The sequence below is a fragment of the Vibrio sp. 10N.239.312.D08 genome (assembly GCF_041466145.1).
GTDB lineage: Bacteria > Pseudomonadota > Gammaproteobacteria > Enterobacterales > Vibrionaceae > Vibrio > Vibrio crassostreae_C.
In genome coordinates this window covers 1-15815 of sequence record NZ_JBFSSD010000052.1, presented here as the reverse complement: position 1 = coordinate 15815, position 15815 = coordinate 1, and the positions used below count along the sequence as shown (strand labels likewise).

The 15815-nt window shown below is 46.1% G+C and carries 14 protein-coding genes; all 14 read right to left on the bottom strand.

Annotated elements, in window-relative coordinates:
• Positions 1 to 12: 12 nt before the first annotated feature.
• Positions 13 to 1332, bottom strand: coding sequence for a flagellar protein export ATPase FliI (gene fliI / locus AB6D58_RS20570; RefSeq protein WP_017060680.1), 1320 nt, complete (start codon positions 1330 to 1332; stop codon positions 13 to 15).
• Complete coding sequence (gene fliH / locus AB6D58_RS20565; protein WP_017060681.1) at positions 1332 to 2132, bottom strand: flagellar assembly protein FliH; 801 nt, start codon at positions 2130 to 2132, stop codon at positions 1332 to 1334. The genes fliI and fliH overlap by 1 nt, the downstream gene beginning before the upstream one ends.
• Before the next feature lie 124 nt (positions 2133 to 2256).
• Complete coding sequence (gene fliG / locus AB6D58_RS20560) at positions 2257 to 3318, bottom strand: flagellar motor switch protein FliG (protein WP_017060682.1); 1062 nt, start codon at positions 3316 to 3318, stop codon at positions 2257 to 2259.
• The gene (fliF, locus tag AB6D58_RS20555) at positions 3311 to 5053 is read right to left on the bottom strand and encodes a flagellar basal-body MS-ring/collar protein FliF (protein ID WP_372158300.1); all 1743 of its coding nucleotides are present in this window, start codon (positions 5051 to 5053) and stop codon (positions 3311 to 3313) included. The genes fliG and fliF overlap by 8 nt, the downstream gene beginning before the upstream one ends.
• Before the next feature lie 16 nt (positions 5054 to 5069).
• Positions 5070 to 5381 carry a flagellar hook-basal body complex protein FliE gene (fliE, locus tag AB6D58_RS20550; protein ID WP_017060684.1) on the bottom strand — a complete coding sequence of 104 codons (312 nt, stop codon included), beginning with the start codon at positions 5379 to 5381 and terminating at the stop codon, positions 5070 to 5072.
• Positions 5382 to 5513: 132 nt separating this feature from the next.
• Entirely contained in the window at positions 5514 to 6923 is a 1410-nt protein-coding gene (locus AB6D58_RS20545; RefSeq protein WP_017060685.1) for a sigma-54 dependent transcriptional regulator, read from the bottom strand.
• A gap of 33 nt (positions 6924 to 6956) precedes the next feature.
• Complete coding sequence (locus tag AB6D58_RS20540; RefSeq protein ID WP_137001514.1) at positions 6957 to 7997, bottom strand: PAS domain-containing sensor histidine kinase; 1041 nt, start codon at positions 7995 to 7997, stop codon at positions 6957 to 6959.
• Positions 7998 to 8181: 184 nt separating this feature from the next.
• Positions 8182 to 9648, bottom strand: a complete 1467-nt coding sequence (locus AB6D58_RS20535; RefSeq protein WP_136982075.1) for a sigma-54 dependent transcriptional regulator — start codon at positions 9646 to 9648, stop codon at positions 8182 to 8184.
• Positions 9649 to 9876: 228 nt separating this feature from the next.
• Positions 9877 to 10287, bottom strand: coding sequence for a flagellar export chaperone FliS (gene fliS / locus AB6D58_RS20530; RefSeq protein WP_004736194.1), 411 nt, complete (start codon positions 10285 to 10287; stop codon positions 9877 to 9879).
• A gap of 12 nt (positions 10288 to 10299) precedes the next feature.
• Positions 10300 to 10605: a flagellar protein FliT gene (locus tag AB6D58_RS20525; RefSeq protein ID WP_017060688.1), complete on the bottom strand. Its 306-nt coding sequence runs from the start codon at positions 10603 to 10605 to the stop codon at positions 10300 to 10302.
• Between the two features lie 3 nt (positions 10606 to 10608).
• Complete coding sequence (gene fliD / locus AB6D58_RS20520) at positions 10609 to 12636, bottom strand: flagellar filament capping protein FliD (RefSeq protein WP_372158298.1); 2028 nt, start codon at positions 12634 to 12636, stop codon at positions 10609 to 10611.
• Between the two features lie 22 nt (positions 12637 to 12658).
• A complete protein-coding gene (gene flaG, locus AB6D58_RS20515; protein ID WP_102321178.1) occupies positions 12659 to 13084 on the bottom strand; it encodes a flagellar protein FlaG in 426 nt (141 codons plus the stop codon).
• Between the two features lie 81 nt (positions 13085 to 13165).
• Positions 13166 to 14296: a flagellin gene (locus tag AB6D58_RS20510; protein WP_102321179.1), complete on the bottom strand. Its 1131-nt coding sequence runs from the start codon at positions 14294 to 14296 to the stop codon at positions 13166 to 13168.
• Between the two features lie 535 nt (positions 14297 to 14831).
• Positions 14832 to 15815, bottom strand: a 984-nt coding sequence (locus tag AB6D58_RS20505; protein ID WP_372158296.1) for a flagellin, incomplete at its 5' end; no start/stop codon positions are given.

Below are 15815 nucleotides of genomic sequence, written 5' to 3'. Positions count from 1 at the left end.
CTTATTCACCCGTTAGCCACCCAATACATGTTTCAACATGTTGACGCACATGTCGTATGGGACGGTCTCCTTCATCTTCTGCTGCAAGTACTCATCCAGTTTTGGTTTCAACGTGAAGGCACTATCGATTGCTGGATCCGTTCCTGGCTTGTAAGCACCAATCGACACCAAATCTTGGTTTTTACGGCAGATAGACAGCACTTGCCTTACCGCTTTCGACATCAAGACATGTTCTTCAGTGGTGATTTGCGGCATAACACGACTGACGGATTTCTCAACGTCAATCGCTGGGTAGTGACCGGCATCGGCCATCTCACGAGATAACACAACGTGACCATCGAGAATTGCTCGCGACGCATCCGCAATCGGATCTTGTAAGTCATCGCCTTCGGTTAACACGGTAAAGAAAGCCGTGATAGAACCTTGTTCATCATTGCCGTTACCTGCTCGTTCCACCAGCGCAGGAAGCTTAGCGAAGACTGATGGCGGATAGCCCTTGGTTGCTGGCGGCTCACCCACAGACAGAGCAATTTCACGCTGAGCTTGAGCAAAACGGGTCAATGAATCCATGAGTAGCAGAACATCTAAGCCTTGGTCGCGGAAGTACTCGGCGACAGCCAACGCGGTTTGACAGCCTTTTAAGCGCATCAATGGTGATGAGTCGGCAGGAGCGGCAACAACAACCGAACGCTTACGGCCATCTTCACCAAGAATCTCTTCAATAAATTCTTTAACTTCTCGTCCACGCTCACCGATTAGGCCTACGACCACTACTTGCGCAGTTGTGCCTCGAGTCATCATGCCCAGAGTTACGGATTTACCGACACCAGAGCCAGCAAACAGACCGATACGTTGCCCTTTACCCACGGTTAGCAAACCATTAATGGCTTTCAAGCCGACATCGAGTGGTTCAGAAATCGGTTTACGAGCTAACGGGTTGATTGGCTCCGCATTAAATGAAGCGCGTTGCTCTGTATAGATTGGACCTAAACCGTCGAGTGGATTACCTACGCCGTCGATCACTCGACCGAGCAGTTCCATTCCAACAGGGATACCACTTTCGGTAGTCATTGGCGTGACGCGAGCGCCAGGTAAGATCCCGGTGATTTGCTCACTCGGCATCAAAAATAGGTTATCGCCAGAGAAACCGACGACTTCGGCTTCCATCTGACCAGACATGGTTTCGACTAAACACAAACTGCCGATTGGCGCTTTACAGCCGGTCGCTTCAAGCGTTAAGCCAACAACGCGTACTAATTTACCAGAGGCAATTGGTCGCGATTTTAGCCCCTCGACTTTGTACTGACTGAGACGATTCGCTAACTCAAGCATTACTCATGACCTTGGTGACGATTTGCGCCGCAGAAATTTTGAATAACGTTCTTTACACGATCTTCCATGCGGTAGTTAACGCTCGACTCACCCGCTTCAATTTGTACATCACCACGGTTGAGTGCTGGCTCTGCGACCAGCGTCCAATTACGGCAGTCCAATTCAGTCTCGCCATACGCAGAGCGAATGATCGCCACATCTTCCGGATTGAGTTTCAATGTGATGGCATGACCAGAAATCGGCAACGACTCTACCGATTCTTTAACGGTATCTAATATGATTTGTGGGTTGGTTTGCACTTCAACATGAACCACTTCTTTGACCATGGTAAGCACCATGTCGACCAATTGCTTCTCCACCTGAGCGTTCATCAACTCTAATGGTTGAGCGAACTGGTTTGCCAGCCCCATGAAGACGGCCACCTGCTGTTGAATGTACTCTTGACCCGCGGTTACGCCTTCAAGCTTGCCGGCTTCGTTGCCTTCTTCGTGACCGGCAGCAAAACCTTCTTCTTTGCCTTTTTCATAGCCTTGCTTAAAGCCCGCCTCTTGGCCTTGATGCAGCCCTTCCTGATAAGCGCCTTGTTTAATCAGCTCGATTTGCTCTTCAGTCAGAACCAGCTCTTCATCTTCAATGGCTTCTTCAACCGTTGGCATCCAACTAGGGTCGTAGTTAAAAGCGGTTTCTTTGGCTTGTTTGCTCACGTCAGAGGTGTAGTCAGGCAGCCCCCATTTCTGAGGTTGGGCAACCGTATTATCTTCTTCAGGGCGAAGGAAGCCGCGTTTTCTATCACCTGACATATCAGTACCTATCTATGAGTGGCTTAACTGTATTGTGAATTCAAGCAGTTAAACTGAGTTAATCTGTGGTTCGAGATTGGATAAAGAAAAGCCCCAACAGTGTGGGGCTTTTGAGATTTCTGTATTAAAGGAACTCGTCGGCGCCACCAGACAGCATAATTTCGCCACTGTCTGCCATCTTCCTCGCGATACCCAAAATCTCTTTCTGAGCCGCTTCAACATCAGAGACTTTGACTGGCGGCATCGCCTCAATATCGTCTCTCATCATATCGGCAGCACGTTTAGACATGTTCTTGAAGATCTTCTCACGTAGACCTTCATCTGCACCTTTAAGTGCTTTCTGTAGAATATCTTGTGGAACATCACGTAGTAGTCGTTGAACACCTTGGTCATCAACTTCAATAAGGTTTTCAAAGACAAACATCAGATCTTGAATCTGTGTTGCCATGTCTTCGTCTTGGTCACGGATTTGATCCATCAAGACGCCTTCCACGTTGTTATCCATGTAGTTCATGATCTCAGCCGCGGCTTTCAGGCCACCAATTTTGGCTGCTTGAGCACCCGCTTGACCCGCGAACTGTTTCTCCATGATTTCATTCAGTTCAGCAAGCGCCGAAGGTTGAACTTCTTCAAGGTTGGCAATACGCATCATCAGATCCAGACGAACTCGCTCTGGGAACTGAGACAGGATCTCAGCCGATTGATCGGCATCGAGGTACGACAACACAATAGTTTGAATTTGAGGGTGCTCGTTGATGATAATGCTCGCCACCTGACGAGGATCCATCCACTTAAGCGAATCCAAACCTTTCGAACCTGTGCCGAGAAGGATTTGGTCAACAAGGTTATTCGCCTTGTCTTCACCCAGAGCAGCAACTAACGCATTACGCATGAAGTCTTCGCTGCCCATACCAATGTTGGTGTACTTCTGAATATCATCTAAGAAAGCACGGTGCACAGCGCCTACTTTCTCTTGGGATAGGTCTGTAGCTCGCGCCATCGCACTACCCACACGCTGAACCTGCTTTGGCTCTAGGTGACGAATAATACCAGCAGCATCTTCTTCATTTAAACTGAGCAACAAGATCGCAGCGCGCTCATCGCCTGAGATAGAGCCGATATCCACGCTAGAGACATCAAGCACTTCACCGCCTTCAGTTTGTTGTGGAACTATTTCGTTAGCCATCTACCATCCAATTCTTAACTACTTGAGCTGCTAGCTCTGGTTCATTCGCTACAAGTGCACGTACTGCTTTCAGCACGTCCTCGTCTTTATGAAGGTTTGGTAAGTCGATACTTGAACCAAATTCAAACAGCTCACCACCTTCAATATCACCACCAATTAAGCTGGTTTCGCCGTCGGCACCAATTGGCATGCCATCAGGTCCGTACATCTGTTCATCGTTGTCTGCTGTTGGGTTAAGCAGTTTCTTCATTGCAGGGCGAACAAGTACCAACACCACCACAATGATAACCAAGGCACTTGCAAACCAACGAACCCAATCATTGAAGTTTGGATGCTCCCAGATTGGCACATCAGCAACAACATCTGTTACTTGAGGTGCAAACTGCATGCTTAATACGTTGAGCAAATCACCACGAGTTTCATCAAAGCCCACCGTACCAATCAGTACTTGGCGAATCGCATTGATTTCGCTCGCCGGGATTGGCGTATGAACCACTTCACCCGTATCTGGGTTCAAGGATTGGCGGTCTTTGATCGCAACAGAAACCGTCTGACGATTAACCGTGCCGCTCTGTTTACGTTCATGACTGATGGTGGTGTCTAGCTCAAAGTTTCGAGTCGCTTCTTTGTGAACAGAGCCTTGACCTGTCATCGCGCCGTCTTTCATCTGAGCCACATCTTGTGGAATTGAGGCATCCGCTGGAGGCTGGTTACTCAACGCACCCGGAATACCCGCCACCGTATTTCCATTGTTGTAATCTTCTAAGGTGTATTCACTTCGAGTCGCCGGTGTATTCGGATCAAAACGTTTTCTGGTTTGCTCCACAGCACTGAAATCGAGCTGGATATCAACCTGAGCGGTGTAGTTACCAAACCCAAGAATAGGAATCAGGATGGAGTCAATTTTTTCACGCAGCGCTTGTTCTTGATTGCGCTCTAACTCGTGTTCTTTACGACGCGCCGCTGACATAGGGTCTTGAGAGCCTGAGCTCAACAATCGGCCATGCTGATCGGTCACCGTAATACGTGAGGTTTTCATTCCCGGAACGGCACTTGCCACCATATCCACAACAGAATCAACTTCTTGCTGCTTGAGGTTAGTACCTGTTTTTAGAGTTAGGAATACAGAAGCAGAGGCTTCTTGATTATGACGTACAAAAACACTCTGCTTCGGCAGGGCCAATAAAACCTGAGCTTTACGCACCTGTTTCATCTGCTCAATGGCTTTGGCAAGTTGTCTTTCGCGGCTTAATTTAAGGCGTTCTTGTTCTAAACGTTGTGATACACCAAAACCCATGTCTTGCATGAGGATGTCATCACCCGCGTTTCGCTCTTGATTCAAACCCGCTCGTACCATATTAAGCTTTAATGAGTTGTACTCACTCGCCGGTACTGAGATGGTATTGCCTTCAAGCGTGTAATCGATCTTTTGCAGATCTAAGTAATCAAGAACGGGGATCAATTCTTCTGTTTCGTAAGCCCCTAATGGACGCATTTCTGGCTCTTTTACCCAGAAAAACAGCATCACAATCAGCGCTACACAGATAGAGATAGAAAGGACTAAGACGACCTGACGAAGTAAATCAAGATCACCGACAGCCATATCGAACTTCGATGAACTGCGTTCACCTAGATCGGGATTTTGCCCTTCTCCGTCTAGCTCAGAGCCTGCAATAAGTGCATGGTCGTTGCTATCGCTTACGGTTAAATCTGTTGTTTGACTATTATCTGCCACTATTTAACTACCCAACTTATACCGGCATATTCATCAGCTCTTTGTACGATTCGACCAATTTATTTCTAATTTGGATCGTCGCCTCAAAAGCCACACTAGATTTATTACGAGCAATCATCACGTCCGATAGGGATACGCTTTGGTCGCCACTATCAAAACGAGCTTGAAGATCACCTGAGGTCTTTTGTAATGAGTTCACATTATTGATGGCATTAGTCAGCATGTTGCCAAAATCTGCACCGACCGCTTGCCCCGTTGCTGCGGGACGCGCGCTGGCAGCTTCGACCATCATTGCCTGCATTTCGCCTTGTAAACCATCTATTCTCATCTACTACCTCAGGAGTCAAAATTATGACCATCTATTTAGCTATATTATTGACAGAGCAATTAGCGTGCCACACATTTAATTGGCTAGATATCGTATTACACTAGTCAGAAAGCTGACACTACTAATCTATCCTCAGTTTGGGATATCTATTCCAGCATCGCGCATTTTAGCCAACTTGTAACGCAGTGTACGAGGGCTAATGCCCAGTTTTTCAGCCATATCTTTGCGTCGGCCATTACATGCAATCAGGGTTTCAAGAATGATCGCATACTCTTGATCTCTAAGCTCATTACCTAACCCTTCGCTGCTAGCCGCGATTTTATTGATTGGGTTTGCTTCGGCAATAGGCTTAATTTCTGGCGCAGCTACGTCACTGCCTTCGACGATTTGTTGTAGGCTGCTTGCGTCTTGCCAATCGACACCTTCAAGAAGGATATGCTCACCAGAGATGTTCTCTTGTTCGCTCAATATTAGCGCACGCTGTACCACATTGTCTAATTCGCGAACATTGCCCGGCCACGGATAATTGACGAGTTTGCTGATCGCTTGTGCTGACATAACGGGTACAGGCATACCAAGTTTGGTGCAGTGGCGCTCAACTAAGTGCTTGGCTAAAGGCTCAATATCGCCTTTACGCTCGCACAATGGAGGCCAAGAAATTGGGAATACATTCAGGCGGTAGTATAAATCCTCACGGAAATTCCCTTCAGAAACATACTGTTTAAGGTCTCGGTTACTGGTCGCTAATACACGAACATCCAATTTGATGCTCTTACGACTACCTAATCGCTCAACTTCGCGCTCTTGCAAAACACGCAGTAGTTTGGCTTGTAGGCTAAGATCCATTTCACTGATCTCATCCAACAGAATTGTACCGCCCTGCGCTTGCTCGAATTTCCCCGGGCAAGCTTGAATAGCGCCAGTAAATGCGCCTTTTTCATAACCAAACAGGGTCGCTTCTAACATGTTGTCTGGGATCGCCGCGCAGTTAATCGCGACAAACGGGCCATCTTTTCGGCTAGAAGCATTGTGAATGTAGCGAGACATCACCTCTTTACCAGAACCACTCGGGCCCAACACCATGACGTTGGCATCGGTTTTCGCAACTTTATCAGCTAGCATCATTAGCTTGATACTTTTTTCATCAGCAACGATAGCGTCGCCGTTGTCATCCGACTTTACAGGCGCATAACGGCTGACCATGTTGAGCAACACTTCCGGCGCAAATGGCTTTGCCATGTAGTCGATAGCGCCCTCTTTCATTGCAGCAACGGCATCTTCGATGTTGGCGTACGCTGTCATGAGCAATACCGGCAAATTTGGCCAATGCTGCTTGATGTTTCTCAATAGCGCCAAGCCACCCATGCCCGCCATCTGCACGTCAGATACGACAATATCAACGGAGTTCGATTTTAATTTGACCAGAGCATCTTCCGCACAATCCGCTTCCAGCCATTCATAGCCAGCAAGCGCGAGAGTGTCGACAAGGGCTTCGCGTAGACCTTCATCATCTTCGACGATTAACACTTTGCTTTGAGCCATAGGATTCTCCAGTGTAAATTCAGTTAAAACTTATTAGTCTTCAGAAGAAGCACTTCTTTCAAGCGGTAGACACATGGTAAAGCATGCGCCGTCGCCTTCTTCTGATATCAATTCCAGTCGGCCTTCATGTGCTCGACATACCATTTGTACAACCGCTAAGCCTAGACCTGTACCTTGCGAACGAGTGGTAAAGAAGGGTTCCATAATTTTACCTTGAAGCTCTTTCGGTACGCCAGGGCCACTGTCTTGCACTGATATCTTAAGCTCGCCATTTACAGGCCTAAAAAACACATCGATCTGCGATTCCTTACCCGCAATTTGAACCGCGTTCAACACTAAGTTGCTTAACGCAGAGGCGATAGCGTTGGCGTTGCCAAACATTTGAGTCTGTTCGCCTTCAACTTCCTGGCAATAATCAATCTGGTTGGTTTTCAATGCCGTTTCCACCATAGGGTGAAATTCGGTGATCAATTCAGCCACAGTAAATGGCTTAACCACTTTATTGTCACCACCTTTGGCAAACAACAGCATGTCGTTCACTTGTTTCTCTAAGTCATGCAATCTATCCATAAGCTTAGATTGAAAACGTGTTTTTGTTGCCGGCGGCAGGTTTGGCGCGGCAAGGTTTGATGCATACAGCATCGCACTTGAAAGCGGCGTTCGCACCTGATGGGCAAGCGAGGCCACCATTCTGCCTAATGAAGACAAACGCTGAAGATCACTCACGCGAGACTGCAAGAGTCGGGTCTCGGTCAAATCGGTAATCAAAATCAGCTGCCCCGTGGTAGAGGCTGAAATCGCCAAACGTACTTTTCGCCCGTTCTTCAATGAGATCTCATGACCGTCATCGTCTTTTGGGTCGAAGGCACTTTGAATCACTGAAAACCACTTCTCGCCAACCAACTCAACACCAAGAATACGATGCGCTTCAGGGTTCGCTTCTCTCACTTCGCCGTGTGTATCTAACAAGATGACCCCTGCTGGCATCACGTCGAGTACTTGCTTATAGCGCTCAACCTGCTGTTCAACAGAATCTAGGTGTGATTGATTTTCTGGTTCGTTAGATACGTGCATGTCAAAAATTTGCCTCAAATACTAAAACAGCCTGAGACGTACAACACGAGTCAGGCTATTTGCTATATTTATCACATAGTTAAGCAAGCAACAACTCGACTATGGTTTATCTGTTCACTTAGCTAGAGTTACCAAATAGCTAAAAAGTGTGTACTAGTTTTTCGTTTTCATCGAAAACTGGGCACTAGCGCTGCAAGTTATATTTACGCATTTTTTCAACCAGAGTTGTTCTACGCATTCCAAGCATGTCAGCAGCACGAGCAACAATACCGCCCTGCGCTTCCAAAGCTTGATTGATCATATTCACTTCCATATCCGCGAGTAGCTCTTTCAAGTTAACCCCTTCTGGCGGTAACTCTTGAGGAGCATTGGCGTTGTCGGCAATATCATCTTGCTGATCAAAGCTGAAATCTTCTGAGAATAAGTCAGCAAGTGCATCACGCTCTTGCTCCTCTTCAGATCCAAAGCTATTAAACTCTGGCTGGAACTCAGGGATATCGCTGTATCGATATTTAGTTGGCAGATGATTCACATCAACCAAGCTATTTGGATACAAGATAACCATTCGCTCAACCAGGTTCGCCAGTTCACGAACGTTGCCCGGCCAGTAATGCTCCATCAAAGAGTTGATAGCACGAGCCGTGAAACAGATAGGCATGCTGCCTTCCGCTTCCATTCGAGTCATCAGCTCTTGAAGCAACAGTGGAATATCTTCTTTGCGATCTTGAAGCGCCGGCATTTCGATCGGGAATACATTCAAGCGGTAGTAGAGATCTTCACGGAACGAATCATCGTCGATCATATCTTCAAGGTTGCGGTGTGTTGCCGCAATCACTCGGACATCAGCTTGTATGGTGCTGTTGCCACCTACGCGCTCAAAGCATCGCTCTTGCAGCACTCGTAGCAGCTTAACTTGCATCGCCATCGGCATATCGCCAATTTCATCAAGAAACAGTGTGCCACCTTCAGCTAATTCAAAACGGCCTTTACGTGCGGTAATCGCCCCAGTAAATGCGCCCTTCTCATGACCAAATAGTTCACTTTCAAGCAAATCAGGTGGAATCGCGCCACAGTTTACAGGAACAAAAGGCCCTGAACGACGTTTAGAGTGATAATGAATGTTACGCGCTACAACTTCTTTGCCTGTGCCAGATTCACCAAGAATCAGCACGTTCGCTTCCGTAGAAGAGACTTGTTCAATTAAGTGACGTACTTCTTGAATGCCAGCACTTTGTCCTACTAGGCTGCGAAACAGTGTGTTCTTGCGTGCCGAAGACACAACTTGAACACCTTTGCGGCCTAAGAAGTCTTTACAGTGTCTTAATGCATCACTTAATTGCGGGTAGTTAAGAGGAAGTTCGAGCTCACCAACATAGTTAGTCAATTCGTCAACCGGGTGATTATTTTTGCCAATCACCAGTAAAGGGATGTGATTGGCGTGAACAAGCTTCTCATTCAGTAATGCGTTGAAGCCTTTACCTTTAATGGTACCAACAATGCAGCCGGCCCACTGTAGTGACCAGTCAACTTTACGTGCTTGTTCAGAGCTGATTACTTCGCAGCTCTCTCCTACAAACTCTAATATTGTGCTTAAATTGTGACGATCTTGAGCGTTATCGTCGACGACAAGCAGTTTTGCCAAACCTTGCATAAGTAGGAATTATTGCCTTTATTTTGGTGCGATGCGGAAAAACGGTGAGCAACGTAGTCTATAAACCAGTGAAAAGTATCAACGATTACGGTCTACGTGGACAAATTTAGGAAATCAGCAACGAAAAAAGCCATTAGGCTATCTAATGGCTTCTATTTTATTTGATAAAAAAAATAAGGCAACCAACCAATTAAGGGATATGAGATTGGTTAAAACTGCAATTTTTCTTTAAATTCCTACGTCAGCGGACGTCAAGTTGTGATATTCGTTCGGAATTTGGTCCCAAGCGCTCTTAATTTCGCGAATAATATCGATAACATCATCAATAGGCTGTGGGTCATTTTTGTGATTTGCCGCAGAAATTTGCGTGATCATGAACTCATAAAGTTGATCTAGGTTTTTCGCAATATCGCCACCATCGTCCATAGATAGGCAACTACGTAGGCTAATAATGATATCTAGAGCCTTACCAAGTCGCTCACCTTTCACAGGGATGTTGCCTGCTTGCATTGCCGCTTTGCCTTGAATCAAACGCTCGATAGCACCGGCCATTAGCATTTGTACAATCTTATGCGGTGAGGCAGCCGTTAGCTGACTATCCACTGATACCTTTTTATATGCCTGTAAAGAACCGCGCATAGTAAACCTCTTCTATAAAAACTTTTTGTATTGTTGAACTGATTTAGCACCGTGACGATATTTGTGTAGGGTCTTACCTACTCGACTCGTCTCAGACTGCATCAATTCGACTAATTTTCTGGTTCTGGTAATAGCTTCAAACCATTCAGAACTTTGCTTAACGTCGGGATGTGAGTCGATTATTTGAAGCACGTTTTGCAATAACTGTTCTCTGTTATCGACAAGCTGCGTTATTTCTTCAGCATTAATTTCACTAAATTCCAGTTTAGAGATAATTAGTTGATCGAGTTCACAAAGCTCTTGTAGCTGGCTATTCATCTATTAGCCCAACGCATTCATCATACTGCCCAGCTGAGATTGCATCTTACTGGTCGCATCTTGCATGGCTGTGAACTTAGAGTGGGTACGGCTCTCTAGGCTGTCCATGCGGCGGTCGAGCGCGCTTTGGTCATCAACCAAACGGTAGTTTTGCTCGACCAAGCTCTTTTCTCTAGTACGGATTGAACCCGTGATACCTGTGATACCTTGAATCGCATCTTCCACTTTTTTGGCGAAACCGTTGTTGCCACCAAAGAACTCACCCAACTTATCAAAGTTATTGTTGAGTTGACGGTCAAGCATATCGTAGTTGATTTCTAGCGAGCCTTGTCTTGTGGTGGTGATACCGAATTCAGTCAAAGACTTTAGATTGTCTGGCGCACCTTCGATACTTGATGAGAACACCCCTTTCAATCGGGAGTCGGCGTTACGCACTGTACTGTCACCAGAGAGCGGGCCTTTTTGACCAGTCGTTGGATCAACACCCGCGAGGTCTTTCGACACTTGATAGAACTGGTTATAAGAGCTCACAAAGGATTCGATATCTTGGCGAACACTGTTACGGTCGTACTCCACACCAATTTCTGCCGGCGGCTTATCTTTTGGCGTTTTTCCTTTCACCGTAATATCAATACCTTCAATGGCATCTTCAATCACATTGTTATTACTAGAGAGTTGAGCAACACCATCCAAGACAACCATTGAATCTTGTCCGGCTTGAACTTCCGTCATACCACTGTAGGTATCGAAAGACTCTTGAGCCTGAGCTAGGTCAGCTTGTGCTTTATCGACCTTCTCTAATTGCTCACGTTCTTCCGGATCGAGTTTGGCACGCTCAATTTTTTTGGCTTGTTCAGCGGTCAATTCGCCTTTTTGAACTTTCTCTGCGAGCTCTGCTTTTTCTTGTGAGATCTTTTCTTCGATACGCGCTTGTTCCGCCTCAAGCTTTTGTTGGGCTTCCTTTGGCGTCACGTAGGAATCTGTCAACGTACCTGAGGCAGCATTTGACCACCCCGGAACATCGGGTGCTTTCTCTATCGCTTTTTCATCAAGCTCAAGTTCTGGTGTGTAGTAAGAATCGAGAAGCGTACCGGAGGCTGTTTCCGTCCAACCTGGAATATTGTCTTCAGGCATGACAGATTTTGCCGCTTTAGCTGCATCAAGAGCTGCTTGGCCGTCGGCGGCGGCTTGTTCTCCGTAGCTAAGGCTTTGAGAGTCTTCGTCAGCAACGGAGGTAGAATCAGTTTGGGATGCAGGGATGACATTGCCATCTTTATCGAGTGTTTCATTCGCATTTGGGTCATCGCTAGCGATCACTTCATCGATGAGTTCAACGGCTTTTCCTGCAGGGGTTAGAGCTAGAATATCTTGAGCAGCAACGCGCGCTTTCTCTAGCGCTTTAACACGTTCTTCAAGCGTTTTGTATTCGAGTTTTTTTAAGGGATTGGCAGCATCTGACTCAACATTAATGCTGATCTGCTGATCTGAACCAGACTGGTTCGAGGCAATAATAAGTCTTGGACCTTCGACATCGTTGATAATAGATGCACGAACGCCTGGGTTGCTATCTGCACCGTTGATACCACGAACAACTTCGATAAGTCTCGATCTGTCGCCAACTTGCACGTCAAAGCTGTCATCACCAAGCGAAACCTGCAGCTTACCTGGGCCAAATTTCATGTCCTCTGACAGTACATCAGAAGCCACTTTATGGCTTTGGGCAAGCTGCAACACATCGATGGCATATTTGCCAGCGTTCGCTTCGGTAGTCGCGGTTGCAGAGACAAGCGCTTCATCGGTACTTTCCACTGTTCGCACAGCAAAAGCTTTTTCCTGACGAAAGTTTGTCATCAGGTTTTTCATCGAATCAAGGGATTCTCTGAGTCTTCCATAGGCACTAATGCTGGTATCGATTCGCGTTCGTTCATTGTCGATTCGTTGCTGTTTAGGTACACGCTCCGAATCAACAATTTTGCTGACCATGGAATTGATATCCATGCCAGACGAAATCCCCATTGGGCCAAAACTCATTAAATCACCTCAATAATACGACTTAAACCTTCACCTCAAATATTCGACTATTCGAGTTTTGGGCTGCTAGGCGTCTTAGAATTTCAAGCATTTCTTCATCAGGGATCTGGCGAATAATATCACCGGTTGTGGTCTCATAAATGGTAACCACATCTCTCCCAGATTCTTCATCGACCTTAAAAGCCACACCTTTATTGAGAGAGGAGATAAACTCGTTTACCTTCTCCACCATTTTGACTCGCTCTTCATCATTTAACTCTTGTCTATGTTGAGCTAATTGAATCGCCGCTTCGGTAGCTTCCTCTTTCGATTTATCTACCTTGTCATAAGATGTTGCTTCTTTTAGTCGCGAAATACTCGACGCACTACTACCTTCATCGCTTGCAATTTTAATGCCATTAGGTGAGCCATAAGGCTGGATGTTCGATGCGTTGGATGATATTTCCATAACACTCTCCCTCCCTCCTTTATGAGCCAAACAGTAAAACTCTACCCAGAGTAGAGTTTACCGCTACTTACCGAGGTAAGTTTAGCCCAATAAGCTTAGAGCTGCTGATGGTGACTGTTTTGCTTGAGCTAGGATAGAAGTACTCGCCTGTTGTAGGATTTGAGACTTCGTCATTGCCGTTGTTTCTTTCGCGTAATCGGTATCTTTGATACGGCTCTTAGACGCATTAACGTTTTCGTTGATGTTGTCTAAGTTGCTGATTGCATGGTCAAAACGGTTTTGGAAAGCACCTAGAGAAGCACGTTGGCTATCAACAGATTTTAGAGCACCATCAATGATAGATACTGCTTCGTTTGCACCTGCAACAGAAGTTACGTCGATATCGTTAACGGTAACGTCTTTACCAGCACCGATACCTAGTTCGCCCGCAAGGCTGCCGCCAAACTCAACATCACCTTCAACTTTTTGGCTTGAAGCGAAAAGTTGCAGTTTACCGCCTTCACCCACAGACGCTTTAACGTCTTGGCTTTGACCATTGATGTAAGTTGCTAGCTCTTCGATATCGTTGCCTTCTTTAGCAGAGATAGATAGCTCTTGCGCTTCACCAAACTTATCGTTGTATTTGATTGTTAAATCAGCACCCGCACCTACACGCCAAGAAGCATCTTTGCCTTCTGTAACGCCGTAGCTCTTACCACCCATGTCTTGAGTGTCGGTGCGCATGTTCCCCATAGAAAGCATTACCGCCTCACCAGAATCTGCACCGATTTGGAAAGATTGACTACCGTAAGTTCCGTTAAGAAGCCTGTTACCACCAAAAGAAGTTGTTTCAGCAATACGGTTAAGTTCTTTGTTCAGAGCAGAGACTTCTTCTTGGATCGCAACACGTTCAGATTTGCTGTTTGAACCATTTGAAGATTGAAGAGAAAGGTCACGCATACGTTGCAGAATGTTGGTTGACTCATTCATTGCACCTTCAGCTGTCTGTGCAATAGAGATACCATCATTCGCGTTTTTCACAGCCATATCTAGGCCACGGCTTTGCGACGTTAAGCGGTTAGAGATTTGTAGGCCTGCAGCATCATCTTTTGCGCTATTGATTTTATAGCCAGAAGACAAACGCTCCATTGATTTTTGAGTACCTTCAGCCGCGCTATTCAGGTAGCGCTGAGCCGTCATTGCAGACACATTAGTGTTTACATTAATCGCCATAGTTGATCTCCTTTAGGCATTTTTTAATGCACTTATGTGACTCTCACCTCACACAAATACATGTCAATTTGTTTATGCACCAGTGTCTCTCTCACCTTACATTGGTACATATCATTTCTCTCAATCCCTTTAACGGCGCCTTAATTAGAAGCTTTAATAAAAAATGCGCTTTTTTTCATATTCTTTTCAACAACAAAGGAAAGTGTGATCGGGCTTCAATTAATAGGGCGACATTCGCTAAAGTTGCCCCATTATTTAAGTTAATGAGCGTAGTGTTGAATATAAAGTCAGAAGAGATCCCTGATATCTCGTTCTACTCGATTCTGGGGTGACGAAAGACTGCTTCGATGTAGCGAGCGTGATAGGGAATCTCGCTTTCCAATCAACGACCAACACCAAAACTCCCCCCTTCTCCAAATTGCAGGCAATAAAAAACCCAGCCGAAGCTGGGTCTGTTTAGCGCTCATCTCTCACCACGAGCTAATTTGTGGAAGCCTTGCGTCAACACTATTGGTCAACGTGGCTTTTTAATCGATTAACCTAGTAGGCTAAGTGCCGAGTTCGGCGCTTGCTTCGCTTGAGCAAGAATCGAGCTTGAAGCTTGAGAAAGGATCTGAGACTTAGTCATCTGAGTCGTTTCTTTCGCGAAATCGGTATCTTTAATACGGCTCTTAGATGCGTTAACGTTCTCGTTAATGTTGTCTAAGTTGCTGATAGCGTGGTCGAAACGGTTTTGGAAAGCACCCAATTCAGCACGGTGGCTGTCTACATACTTAAGTGCCGCATCGATAATAGCTACAGACTCTTGTGCGCCGCCAACTGATGTTACGTCGATAGTATCAACCGTTACGTCTTTGCCAGGTTGTATGCCTAGTTCGCCAGCCAGGCTGCCAGAGAATGCCACTTCGCCTTCAACCTTGTTGTTACCAGTAAACATTTGTAGCTTACCGTCTTCAGTTACAGACGCTTTAACAGAGTCTTGTTGACCGTTGATGTACGTTGCTAGCTCTTCGATGTCGTCACCCGCTTTTGCGCTGATGTCGATTTCTTGTGCTTGACCGAAGTTATCAGTGAACGACATTTTTAGGTCGTTAGAGCCTGCTTGAACGTTCCAATCTTTATCTTTCGCGTTCTCAGTTTGGTAGCTCTTACCACCCATCTGAGCGTTATCAGAGCGCATGTCTTTCAGTTGAAGCATTACCGCTTCACCGTTGTCTGCACCGATTTGGAATGATTTAGTACCGTGAGTACCGTTAAGCAACTTGTTGCCACCAAAAGACGTCGTTTCCGCGATACGGTTCAGTTCGTCGTTCAGCGCTGTTACTTCTTCTTGAATCGCTACACGCTCAGATTTTGAGTTTGAGCCGTTTGAAGATTGTAGAGACAAATCACGCATACGTTGCAGGATGTTAGTCGTCTCATTCATTGCACCTTCAGCTGTTTGTGCAATTGAGATACCGTCGTTCGCGTTACGTACAGCAACATCAAGACCACGACTTTGAACGTTCAAACGGTTCGA